A 12,324-nucleotide genomic window follows, 5' to 3' on the forward strand; every position below is an offset into this window, starting at 1 on the left:
ATGTCAGTGATCCCAATCATACAAGCGCGTCTGGGCTCAACACGATTACCAGGTAAGGTTTTGTTACCTATTTTTGATGGGCAGAATGCTATAGATCTTGTGGTCAATCGATTATGGAGATCGAAGTATGTTACAAGCATTATTTTAGCAACTACGGATGGTCAAGCTGACGATCAGTTAGTGTCTTATGTCCGCTCCAAACATCCTAACGTACAGGTAATAAGAGGCGACGAAGACGATGTCCTGGGTCGTTTTTATAAAGCCGCAAAAAACTTGACCTCAGATACAGTATTATCGCGTATAACCGCGGATTGCCCGTTGGTGGACCCAAGATTGTTTGACGAGATGTATGAGCGATTCAATTCTGTCAGCGTCGATTATCTATCAAACACCATTGTTCCAAGTTATCCTGATGGGTATGATATCGAATTTTTTCGGGTATGCACACTCGTAAAGGCACATCACGAAGCAACAAGTAGCTATGACAGAGAGCATGTGACACCGTACATGAAGGCTTATTTGAGATGTGAGAACTTCGAAAGGCAAGCAGGCAATACAGCCGAATATCGTGCTACACTGGACGAGGCTGATGATTTGCGTTTCTTTATAGAGCTGGCCTCTGTTGTCGATATTACAACAATTGGATGTGATGAGTTTTGTGAACACATCAGTAGCCGCAAGTCAGAATATTCAAATCAGAAAATATCGAGAAATATGGGGTCATCAATGTCGAATACAGAAAAACGTTTCAAACGAGCACAAAACGTGATCCTCGGTGGAACAAGTCTATTTTCAAAAAACCCCAATCTTCATCATCCTAAACGTTGGCCGGGTTATTTCAAATCTGCCAAAGGTATCGAAATTACAGACTTGGCCAACAACTCATGGCGCGATGTATCGTTTATGGGTATTGGTACAAATATTTTAGGTTATGGCGATGATGATGTTGACGCAGCAGTTCTAGAGGCAGTTTCAAACGGTAACATGTCAACTCTGAACTGCTACGAAGAAGTGGAACTGGCGGAGCGGTTACTAGAATTGTTAAATATGGACGGTTTGGTCAAGTTTACACGTAGTGGTGGCGAAGCAAATACTGTTGCACTTCGCATTGCGCGTTCCGCCACTGGCAAATCAGGAATTGCATTTTGCGGTTATCATGGTTGGCATGATTGGTATCTATCTTCTAATTTAGGAGACAGTGATGCCCTTCAAAAACATCTATTAAGCGGGCTATCTACAACAGGAGTTCCTGAATATTTGAGGGGCAAAGTACACCCATTTACCTACAACTCCTGTGAAGAGTTTAACGTCGCTGTGTCAGGCAATAATGTGGGAACCGTCATTATGGAGCCGATGCGAAACATCAATCCCGCACCCGGGTTCCTAGAACATATTCGACAAGTTTGTACAGCAAAAGGTATCGTACTAATTTTTGATGAGTGTAGCTCAGGGTTTAGAGAAAATCTTGGCGGTTATTCACAAAATTTCTCGATACAGCCTGACATACAAGTTTTTGGCAAAACCATAGCCAACGGTTATGCGTTGAACGCCGTGGTAGGCGTACGAGATGTGATGTTAGCAGCCGAATCGTCGTTTATCAGCTCAACGTTTTGGTCAGAGAGAATTGGATATAGCGCGGCTTTAGCTACGATCAGCAAAATGTCCGCGACTAACTCTTTCAAAAAGGTTCCTAAAATTGGTAAGATAGTCAAACGCCAGTGGTCGGAGCTATTTAACGCTTATGGACTTGATTGGCGTATTCAAGGAACAGACGCGATACCTAACTTCGTTATCCCAAATGATGCTCAAAATATAATCAAAACTTATTTAGTTCAAGAAATGTTAGTGAGGGGATGGCTAGCATCGACAGCATTTTATGTGTGCGTCTTACATACCGAACACATTTTGGAGCAATATTTCTTGGATTTCGAAGCCTGCATTAAAAAAATGGTATCGCATAACCTAAAAGGTATAGACCTGATCACATTAATTGACGGCGATCCATCGATTAGTGGCTTTAAGCGATTAAATTAATATGACAAAAAGATATTAATCATTGAGCCAACTGATGGGCTTATCACTGGCCAGTCAGTCGTAACTACTGAAGTATCTAAAAATATTGGAACGACAAACGCTAGGATGAATAATACGAATTTCGAAGGTAAGACACTTAAAGACTGTATAATATCAAGCACCTACCAAATTTTATAGAAAATCAAGGCTATTATTGTTCAAATAGCTCACCAGCAACCTTTCCTGATGGTTTAGATGTCGAGGTTTTTAAATTAAAGCGCTAGAAAGTCCTTCAAAATTGACACTCGAACGTCACGATCGTGAACGTGTCACACCCTACCTTAGGGAAACTGGTTAAGTTTTGGTTGAATCGCGTAAAAACAGTGATGATCTGTCGGCACTCCGATGGACTGTTGACGACGCTCAAGACTTAGAGGTCATCCGTAATATTTTTAATCACTTTGCACCCGATATCTACCTCTCATGGCAAGATCTTTTACAATTACAAAATACTCAACCTGAACTTTTTTCCGCAAATCTTGCACTAACTTTCAAACTGGACCACTCAAGTGGGACTGCTCAAGAGCTGTTCGAGTAACCCTCGTGGGTCAAAGTAACAGCTGGCCGGTCTGTTCCAAGGTGAAACCATATTATTTCGAGCAGGAATACCGACCGTGATATTAAAGAATATGAAAAAACAAATAGACATCCTATTTTTGTTGCCCCGGTGGCTGCTCGCGATCGTGTTCACGCTGCAGGCGTCAGCCGTTGCGCTCGAACTGGTTACCGCGATGTTTGTTGCCGGTCAGGTCAGTGGTAAGGCGTCTTTTCTCAGTGACATCATACTAAGATACATAGCATCCGATTTGCTGACGACCGTAGTCATCGGGACCATTGCTTTTGCTTTTTTTGTGCGGCTTATGGCGCTTCACCTGGAAAAGCAGACCGCCCAGAGCTATCGCGCGATACTCTCCAAGGAAACGATTGCTGGATATGGTCGCCAGGATTTTAAATCCCTGCTGCTTCGGGACCATTCTGAAATGTCGAAGTCTTTAACCTCGGAAATGGATCTGATGGTCAGCTATTCGGTCGAGAGCATGATCTCGATCGGCGGCGCCATCCTTTCGCTAATCATCCTGATCATGGCGCTGTGCATCTACAATATGACAACGACGGTGATCACTTTTGGTGCGATCGCTCTGTATTTCGTCACCGCCTCCTATATGACTCACCGGATACAGAAGCGGTTTGGAGACAGCGTTCAAAAGGCGTTCCAGCAGCGTCAGCGTAATGCTCAGGAACTGTTTTTTGACATACGTAAATTCAAGATTGCAGGAGAGCCGACCGAGATCGTTGAGGATTTTGCGCACACCAACCATACCATCACGCAAAGCATAACGCGTTCGAACACGCTGGGTCAATTCCCGCGAATGTCTCTAGAATCCGCGTTAGTGATTTTGGTTCTCTACGGAACGCAAAAGAATTCCGATGGCTTCGCTCAAATGTCGGGCGATCTGATTGTATTCGGTCTGGCCGCATTACGGATTTTGCCGATTGTACAGAAAATCTACTTTGCCATTTCCAATCTTGCTTTCAGTGAGAAGCTGACCATCCATTTTCACGACATCATCTTCGGAAGCGGCGCAAAAGAAGAGTCTACTACGAAGCTTAGCTTTTTCGAAACGCTCCGGATGCAGGATGTCGCCTATCTGACCTATGACGAAAAAAAACGGATTCAGGTGCCGGATTTTACGATTTCGCGGGGCGAGATCGTTGCCATTGTTGGCCCCTCTGGAACCGGCAAAACCACATTCGTCGATGTTCTGGCCGGGCTGCACATCCCGCTCACCGGTAAGGCTTTCATTGATGACAGCCCGCTCGACCAAACCGCAAACAAATATCTGAATTTCGGATATGTTACTCAGAAGGCCTCATTGCGTTCGGGGACGGTGGCCAATCTGCTGCGCCGGTCGGGCTATGACGATGCCGAAATGGCACGCGCTATCAACATGTTCGAACTGCAAGAAATCTCGCTTGAAAATCCAATCGGCGAAAACGCCCGTAACCTGTCCGGGGGCCAGACCCAGCGTATGAACCTGCTTCAGAGCATTGGCGCATCGGATCACATTAAGATTTTTGACGAAAGCTTCAACGCAATTGACCCAAACCAGCGGATGCGGATTTTCGACGCCATGCGGGCCCTCGCGCCAGATCTGACGGGCATTGTCATCACCCATGATCCTGATATTTCAAAACGGTGCGACCGCGTATATCGGTTCAAAGGCAACCAGCTTGTGAGGGTGGATAAATGATTTTAGGCCTTTCAGGCTTCGACGCCACGATCACGGCAGCCATAAAAGGCGCCTACGCGGGAGAGCTGCTGACCCTCGAGGATCTCGGGTTCGATATGGCATCCTCCGACAAGGGCCTGGTGGATCTTAATACGGCTTACCCCATCGCCCCCGTTCACGATCTGACGGTTGATCAGCTGCGCCTGCTGAAGGCCGATTTTGACCACTATTCGACCCGCCGTCGGCTAATACTCAATCACGAAGAGCAGAATATGCTGTTTCTTCACATCTTGGCGCGCCTTGCGGACTATTTGGACCGCGTAAATGCGCTTCTGTTGAGCAACCTGCCCCATCAGGGCACCGATGCGATTTTATCACGACTGGCGCAGATTAGATCCGTACCGGTTTGGTATTTCACCCCTAGTATCTTTGATGGCTACGCCTATCTCTCCAAATCCTGCAACAAGTTTTATAAAGAGTTGGAAAAGAACGCTAATCCGCCGCAAATTTCGATCGACAACACTGCCAAACAGTCGGTCACCTACATGGACCCCGTTTCGGGCGTGCCGCCGATAAAACGTCTGGGCTCAAAGCTCAATACGTTCCGTGAGTTTCGCCAGTACTCCAAAGACTATGCGGCTAGACTATTTCTGCGCCCGCTATTGTCACGACATTTCCATAGGGCTTATCGAAGGATGCCGTGGCAGAAAGATTTTCATCCCGATCACTCCGCTGATCATCTAAATATATACTTCCCGCTCCATCTTCAGCCAGAACTCACAACCTCGTTCATGGGTCAGGCCTATAGTGATCAGTGCCTCGCAATTTCGACTTTGGTGGCAGTCCTGAAATCCCAAGACCAGGCCTTCACGATCTACGTCAAGGAAAACCCGAAACAGTCTTTTGACCAGCGCCAATTTCTGCATCTGTTGCAGTCGGACGAGGTGATTATGATCGACCGAACCGTACCTTCCAACAGGCTGATCGAAGAGTGCGATATCGTCGCAACGATAACCGGCACTGCCGGTTGGGAAGCGGTGAAAAGCGGTAAACCTGCGCTGATATTTGGCACGACCTGGTATGAAAATGCGCCCGGCGTCATCGTCTTTGATGATCTGCTGACGCAGAAGGCCTTGATTTCGAAGGCTCCAGTAGACTCCGCCCTTGTCAACCAGTGGTTCAGTGCGCATCTGTCGGCTCTGCACGCCGGGCAGTTCGACCCCGATCAGAAATCCTTTGCCCCGTTCTTTGATCGCTCTGTTGACACGGTCGTCGGCATTCTTGACAAAATGAACGAAGGTAGGGCCTGAAATGACCGACAAGAGCATTAAAAAAACTTTTCTGTTCCTGCTTTCGGACGCCCCGGGGTTTTGCGAGTTTTTCCCGATGGTAGGCGCTGAGCTGCAGCGTCAGGGCCACGATGTGATCTATGCCTCGGATTCAAACCACGTCACCTTTCTGGCCCGGCATTTTCACCCGACCCTGCGAATCTCCGAGCTGGGTGATTTCGCCACACGACGCAGCGAGACCCCTTTTATCATCAACCGAGGCGGTTTGGCCGACTGGGAACGCGTCATTCATTTCTTCAAGCCTGACGCGAAAGCCAAGGCCGCCTTTAAATTTAACATGCTTTATGCAAGCGCATTTCCAGCACAGCTATACGAGAAGGATGCATTTGACGTTGTGGTCTCGGAATCGCCAGCAGGGATCTATACCGCGTCCTTTTTTGAATTCTGCAAACAAAAAGGCATCGCCTGGGTCGGGTTCGAGGCCTCGCGTATCAGCGGTTATTGGGAGTTCCCCGATAGCGATATTGCGTTTGAAACCGATGACTCCGAGCTGATGAGTCAGGTGCGAGATTATGTGTATAGAACATCTGGGTCCAAGATCAGCGCGCCAAGCTACATGAATGATAAGAGCCTGGTGAGCCTAACTAATGTCAGCCTGGCAGCTCGGCTGATGGGCATCAAAAAGCTGAAAGAATACAATCTTATATTGCACTCAACCTGGGCTGGTAACCGCACGTTTTTCGGCAATCGTCCAACCAAGAAATACCTTGAAAACTTCCGAAGGCTTCTGTTGCGCAAAGCCCGAATGTTGGTGGCAAAGGTGTTTAGAGCGGAACACGCCCCCTTGCCGGAGCAATCGGTCAAGACGATCTTTTACCCGCTGCATTTTCATCCCGAAGCCTCAACTTCAATGGCGGCGGCGCAATTTCTAGACGAATATGATATGCTGTTCTTCCTTGCCACGCAAGTAGACGGCGATACCAGTATGTTTGTGAAGGAACATCCGTCTATGGCAGGGCTGCGATCAGCGGCGCAAGCCCGTGCCCTTGCTGCACTGCCCACCGTCACCTTGGTGGAGCCTTCGGTCAAATCAGTAGAGTTAATCGACCGCTGCGATCTGATCTTGGCGCTGACCAGCACCGCGGCGCTGGAGGCGCTAATGCGCGGTAAGCCGGTGGTCGCTTTGGGAGACGTCTTTTTTAATTCGCACCGCAATTGCCGATTTGCGCGCAGCAAGTCCGAAGCGCTGGAAATGATTGCAGAGTATTTCAACGGCAGATGGGCCACCGAACTTGATGGCATTGAAGACTACAATACCACTTTTATTAAATCGCACTTGCGGGGGGCCCTTCGGTTCGAGCTGGGATTCTACGATGCTGACGAGTTCCATGAGAAGGCCCCGTTGCTCGCCAAAGAGCTGGCGCGTGCGCGGTACGATGTCCATGGCTGATGGGCTGAAACAGGGCATACTTCTTGTTGCGCCTCTAGAGGGGCCCGTTACCGGGCAGGCGGAAATCTCGCTTACTGTTGCGCGCACGCTCGCACGGACTGACAAGGTATTCTTGATCAACACAAATTTTGAAAGCCTAGGCACTGTCGGGAAGGTTTGCGCACAGATCAAAGCTCTGGCGCAGATAATTTGCAAATATGGCCGTTATGACCGTGTTTACCTATCGTTCAAGCGCGGCAATGTGAGCGTGTTATTAGATTATATCTTTCTTCTTGTCATCCAGGTAATGCACCCGCACCTGGTTGTCGGGCATCTGCATGGCAACGAAATTTTTTGCTCTGAAAAACCAGCGTTTCTGCGTCGCATATTCGCCCGAAACCTGAAGATGTGCGATCAGCTGATTTGCTTGAATTCCTATCAGAAAGACCAGCTGGCAAGTGTTTTTCAGATAGAAAACTGTAGTGTCGTTCCAAATTTTTCCAACCTTGGCTTGTCTCAGAGCAAACTGGAGACACGGCTGTCAGAGCTTCAGCCCCGAGACGGCCTCAATGTAATGTATTTTTCCAACCTTATGGTGGAAAAGGGCATTATGGACTTTCTTGACGTCGCGGCTATGACAGGCGATGGTATTCAGTACAGCGTTTTTGGCAAGCCGCTGAAGGAAGGTACGCCCGATGCAATCACGATCCGCGAACGGCTGGACGTATTGCCCGCGAACACCCGCTATTTTGGCCCCGTATATGGAGATGATCGTTTGCCTGCGTGGAAGCCCATCGACGTGATCCTTTTCCCCTCCACCTACGCAACGGAGGCGCAGCCGTTGGTGATCATCGAGGCCATGAGCATGGGCATCATTCCGATTGTCTATGATCGCCCGTATGCGTCAGACCTCATTCCACCGCAGAGTGACGCGGGCGTTAGGGTGCAGTATCGGGCATTGAACGATGTTGTTGTACTCCTTCACCGCTTGCGAGACGACCCCAAGCTGGTGACCAGGATGCGTCGTGCAGCCTGGACAAGCGCTCAGAACTTTTCGCGCGACAAGTTCGAAGAGACAATTGCAACTCTGATGAAACCCTGCGAATGAAAACCGCATTGATCTAATTTGAAAACTTTATCGTGGAAAAATTGGCTTTTAAGTCTTTTATTGATCTGCGGTATACTGAACTGGGAGAGAGTATTTGCGCGCGAGGTATTACTTTAGGTATTTGTACTTTTTGGTCTGGAACCTGTTCACCGGGCAGCGCTTTATTCGGTTTTCTGTCAATGCTACGGGAAGAATCCACTTCTATGATCGTCTAAAAAAGCGCTTTTTTTACCTGCACTCACGAAATCTAATCGATTCCACCACGGCAGAACAGATATTCACTCGAAACGACTATGACTTTTCGTTCATGCAACGTGCCGCTGAGTTGCGTTCGCGCTATGATCAATGTGTTGCGCAGGGCAAGACGGTTCTAATAATTGACTGCGGCGCCAATATTGGTCTATCCGCACGGTATTTTGCAGAAGAATTTGACAAAGCTCAAATTATTGCGATCGAGCTGAGTGCAGAGAATTGCGCCATGATAGATAAGAACTGTGCCCACTTAAAAAATGTCGCAATCATAAACAAGGCAATCGGATCGTCAGGGGGCTTTGTTTCCATCGCGGATGAAACTGCTGACGCCAACTCGTTTCAGGCCATACGTGGTACCGCCTCTAACAATATCCAGGTTGTAACCATTCCCGATATTCTTGCTTTGCACGAGGGCGCAGAGTTCTTTATCGCGAAGATCGACATAGAGGGATTTGAACATGATCTGTTCAGTGAAAATACAGATTGGGTCGATCAGACAACAGTGCTGATCGTCGAAACTCACGACTGGATGTTGCCCAGTCAAGCCAATAGTACAAATTTCCTGAAGGCGATCAGCGGTAAGAATCGGGATTTCCTCATTAACGGAGAGAACGTCTTTTCCATTGCAAACGACCACTGACATTACGCCTCACGCGTCTCGCTTCAACAAGAGCTTTTCGCTGCGGAGAACGCCCTTTCGCTGGCTGTTCCTCTTAGCGGCGTTTTTCCCTTGGGTAAGCTTCAACACAAATTCGTTGGATATGCAGCCGTGGCCGCTGTTAGTTGCCCTCTGCCTTATTGCAATGGACGGAAAGATGATGCTTTCCAGAACACTGATATATTCGATTGTCCTGGTTACCATTGGATATTTCGTGGCTATATTAACATCCAACAGTTTTAGCTTTCTCACTTTACGCGCGTTATACCAATTTATTTCATTCTTTATTTTTTTTGCCGCGACGAATTCGATCATTCAACGACGCTATGACATCCAACCTCTTGTCAAGATTTTCAACTTTATCTGGATCGTTGCAGGCGTAGTAGAACTTCGCTTCCCCATGTTTCTTGATATTTTCGGAAAAGTTCGGACTGGGACTGGGCGAGGCGTTACCTCATTTGCGCCCGAGCCAAGTTTCTTTGTAGCCTTTCTTATTTTTAGTTCCGCCCTCCTGCTAGTATTGGATGGCTACAGCTTCAAGAAGTCCAAGTGGGTTCACCTTCTCAACGTAATAGCGTTGCTTTTGCTAGCAAAATCGGCAATTGGCATGGCATATCTATCGGTTATAATTATCTGTTATTTTGGCTATTTGATATTGCGTTTGAGGCCCAAAAAACTAGGATTGTATATTATTTTTGGTGTAGCCGCATTGGCGGCTTTTATTCCGGTTCTGCTAACGATGTCCCAGACGGATACAAGAGCGCTGAATTTGATACTGAAGTTAGCAACTGAAGGCCCATTACTGCTCATCAAGATCGATGCCAGTATTAACGAGCGGGCTGCTCACGTGATTTTACCCATACATGCCGCGATACAAAATTTCTTTCTTCCGCTTGGATTCGATACGTTTTCCGAAACCCGACTGGAAATTCAAAGTTTTTATAACGGCTTTTTCTGGCAAGATATGAATACCGACAAAATTATGTCATGGATGGGAGACTGGATCTATACGCTAGGGATTTTTGGTATTTTGGGATTGGTGCTTATCTTTGTTAACTTTCCTAAATTGCCAAGAGAGGGAAAGTGGACCCTAACAGCCGTTTCCATCATCCTGTTCTCCGCAATTCCCGTCAGCTTTCCACTCGTTGGAATATTATTTGCCTATATATCAAGCGGCCTAAATGAAAATTAAATTTTCCATCATCACCGCGGTTTACAACCGTTCCAGCACAATAGGGCAAGCAATCGAGAGCGTTGCAGCCCAGAGTTATGACAATATCGAGCACCTGGTTATTGATGGTGCCTCGACTGACGAAACTCTGGTTGAAGTCCAAAAACATTCTCACGCGCGTATCCGCGTAGTTAGCGAACCCGACAAAGGGATTTACCATGCCTTGAACAAGGGCATGGCAATGTCAACTGGCGATGTTATAGGTCTGATGCATAGCGACGATTTTTTCGCTCATAAAGATGTGCTGTCCAATGTGGCCCGCGTTTTTGAAGCCGAGCAGGCCGACGCTGTTTACGGCGATCTTGATTACATTTCTGCAACAGATCCATCGAAGGTTCTCCGCCGTTGGAAGCCAGGCGACTTTTCACATGCCAAACTCAGCCGAGGGTGGATGCCGCCGCATCCGTCGCTTTATGTCCGGCGCAACGTGATTGAGCGTTTCGGCGGTTACAATACAAATTATAGCATTTCGGCAGACTACGAGGCTATTCTGCGGTGGTTTGGATCAGGCGGTATAAAATCAGTCTACCTACCCGAGATCATGGTCAAGATGCGTATCGGAGGCGAGAGCAATCGATCGCTAGAACGCGTCATCCAAAAAAGCTTTGAAGATTATCGCGCCCTACGAAGCACCAAAATGGGAGGTCTTGTGGCGCTTTCTTTGAAAAACCTGAGCAAAATCCCCCAATTTTTAGGGAAGTAAAAAGGTTATATGATCTGAACGTACTCTCACCTATCGCCGCTAGACGACCTAAACCACAAAAAAATTGGCGCTCTAAAAACCAAGTTGCCATGATCAGTCACAACGTGCCACATATTATCAATATTATACACGTAATGTTGCTCTATTTTACGTTAAAAAACAGTTTCTGAAGTCATATATTTCAGAAAAACCTCACGCTATTTAGAGAGCTTAAAGAATTTATGAAAAAAAAAGCACTAGTAACAGGTATCACGGGTCAGGATGGCTCATACCTTGCTGAGTTCCTACTCAATGAGGGCTATGAGGTCCACGGTGTCAAACGGCGGGCTTCTTCCTTGAACACTCAGAGAATTGATCACCTATACGAGGATCCCCACGTATCTAACGCCAGCCTTAAGTTACACTACGGCGACTTGACCGATACATCGAACCTCACTCGGCTAATCCGCGACATTGAGCCAGATGAGATCTATAACTTGGGTGCTCAATCGCACGTGGCAGTGTCTTTCGAGGCCGCTGAATATACAGCTGACGTTGACGCAATTGGCACATTGCGCATTCTAGAAGCAGTCCGTTTCCTCGGCTTAGAGGAAAAAACCCGCTTTTATCAAGCGTCCACCTCAGAGCTGTTTGGCCTCGTTCAGGAGACCCCGCAGCGGGAAACGACACCCTTCTACCCGCGCTCGCCATACGCCGTCGCCAAAATGTACGCCTACTGGATCGCTGTAAACTACCGTGAAAGCTATAATATGTATGCTTGCAACGGTATTTTGTTTAATCACGAGTCTCCACGACGTGGCGAAACTTTCGTGACACGTAAAATTACACGCGGGCTCTCTAATATCGCTCTGGGTCTCGAAGACTGCCTCTACATGGGCAACATCGATAGCCTCCGTGATTGGGGTCACGCTAAGGACTACGTGCGTATGCAGTGGATGATGCTTCAGCAAGATACCCCAGAGGACTTTGTCATCGCGACTGGCGTTCAGTATTCCGTGCGCGAGTTCATTCAGTGGTCTGGCCGTGAGCTGGGTCTGACGATTGAGTTCAAGGGCAGCGGAACAGAAGAGATCGGCACTGTAGCTGCAATCAACGGCGATCTGGCCCCTGCCCTGTCGGTGGGCGATGTGGTTGTCAGGATTGACCCGCGATACTTCCGCCCGGCAGAAGTCGAAACTTTACTTGGAGACCCCACCAAAGCAAAAACAAAGCTCGGCTGGGTACCTGAAATCACCGCCCAGGAGATGTGCGCCGAGATGGTTGCGGAAGACCACAAGGCCGCGAGACGTTCAAAACTTCTTAGAGAGCACGGGCTGGAACTCCCCGTCTCGCTTGAGAACTGAGGTTTAA

The 12,324-nt window shown here is 47.8% G+C and carries 9 protein-coding genes; all 9 read left to right on the forward strand.

What is annotated here, in order from left to right; genetic code table 11:
* Complete coding sequence (locus DSM117340_RS14780; protein WP_354689764.1) at positions 1 to 2,034, forward strand: aminotransferase class III-fold pyridoxal phosphate-dependent enzyme; 2,034 nt, start codon at positions 1 to 3, stop codon at positions 2,032 to 2,034.
* A 668-nt stretch (positions 2,035 to 2,702) separates the two neighbouring features.
* Positions 2,703 to 4,325 carry an ABC transporter ATP-binding protein gene (locus tag DSM117340_RS14785; protein ID WP_354689765.1) on the forward strand — a complete coding sequence of 541 codons (1,623 nt, stop codon included), beginning with the start codon at positions 2,703 to 2,705 and terminating at the stop codon, positions 4,323 to 4,325.
* The gene (locus DSM117340_RS14790; protein ID WP_354689766.1) at positions 4,322 to 5,614 is read left to right on the forward strand and encodes a hypothetical protein; all 1,293 of its coding nucleotides are present in this window, start codon (positions 4,322 to 4,324) and stop codon (positions 5,612 to 5,614) included. The genes DSM117340_RS14785 and DSM117340_RS14790 overlap by 4 nt, the downstream gene beginning before the upstream one ends.
* 1 nt (position 5,615) lies before the next feature.
* Positions 5,616 to 7,043 carry a hypothetical protein gene (locus tag DSM117340_RS14795; protein ID WP_354689767.1) on the forward strand — a complete coding sequence of 476 codons (1,428 nt, stop codon included), beginning with the start codon at positions 5,616 to 5,618 and terminating at the stop codon, positions 7,041 to 7,043.
* On the forward strand, positions 7,018 to 8,130 hold the full coding sequence (locus tag DSM117340_RS14800) for a glycosyltransferase (protein WP_354689768.1): 1,113 nt from the start codon (positions 7,018 to 7,020) through the stop codon (positions 8,128 to 8,130). Before DSM117340_RS14795 ends, DSM117340_RS14800 begins: the two co-directional genes overlap by 26 nt.
* Before the next feature lie 307 nt (positions 8,131 to 8,437).
* The gene (locus DSM117340_RS14805; protein WP_354689769.1) at positions 8,438 to 9,022 is read left to right on the forward strand and encodes an FkbM family methyltransferase; all 585 of its coding nucleotides are present in this window, start codon (positions 8,438 to 8,440) and stop codon (positions 9,020 to 9,022) included.
* A 175-nt stretch (positions 9,023 to 9,197) separates the two neighbouring features.
* A complete protein-coding gene (locus tag DSM117340_RS14810) occupies positions 9,198 to 10,232 on the forward strand; it encodes a hypothetical protein (protein WP_354689770.1) in 1,035 nt (344 codons plus the stop codon).
* A complete protein-coding gene (locus DSM117340_RS14815) occupies positions 10,222 to 10,974 on the forward strand; it encodes a glycosyltransferase family 2 protein (protein ID WP_354689771.1) in 753 nt (250 codons plus the stop codon). The genes DSM117340_RS14810 and DSM117340_RS14815 overlap by 11 nt, the downstream gene beginning before the upstream one ends.
* Before the next feature lie 221 nt (positions 10,975 to 11,195).
* A complete protein-coding gene (gene gmd / locus DSM117340_RS14820; RefSeq protein WP_354689772.1) occupies positions 11,196 to 12,317 on the forward strand; it encodes a GDP-mannose 4,6-dehydratase in 1,122 nt (373 codons plus the stop codon).
* Positions 12,318 to 12,324: the final 7 nt, after the last annotated feature.

The organism is Lentibacter algarum (genome assembly GCF_040580765.1).
Classification (GTDB): domain Bacteria; phylum Pseudomonadota; class Alphaproteobacteria; order Rhodobacterales; family Rhodobacteraceae; genus Lentibacter; species Lentibacter algarum.

Excerpts from the sequence above, each read along its gene's own strand:
- DSM117340_RS14780 (WP_354689764.1), top strand. The coding sequence starts at position 1 with ATGTCAGTGATCCCAATCATACAAGCGCGTCTGGGCTCAACACGATTA.
- DSM117340_RS14785 (WP_354689765.1), top strand. The coding sequence starts at position 2,703 with ATGAAAAAACAAATAGACATCCTATTTTTGTTGCCCCGGTGGCTGCTC.
- DSM117340_RS14790 (WP_354689766.1), top strand. The coding sequence starts at position 4,322 with ATGATTTTAGGCCTTTCAGGCTTCGACGCCACGATCACGGCAGCCATA.
- DSM117340_RS14795 (WP_354689767.1), top strand. The coding sequence starts at position 5,616 with ATGACCGACAAGAGCATTAAAAAAACTTTTCTGTTCCTGCTTTCGGAC.
- DSM117340_RS14805 (WP_354689769.1), top strand. The coding sequence starts at position 8,438 with ATGCAACGTGCCGCTGAGTTGCGTTCGCGCTATGATCAATGTGTTGCG.
- DSM117340_RS14810 (WP_354689770.1), top strand. The coding sequence starts at position 9,198 with ATGATGCTTTCCAGAACACTGATATATTCGATTGTCCTGGTTACCATT.
- DSM117340_RS14815 (WP_354689771.1), top strand. The coding sequence starts at position 10,222 with ATGAAAATTAAATTTTCCATCATCACCGCGGTTTACAACCGTTCCAGC.
- gmd (WP_354689772.1), top strand. The coding sequence starts at position 11,196 with ATGAAAAAAAAAGCACTAGTAACAGGTATCACGGGTCAGGATGGCTCA.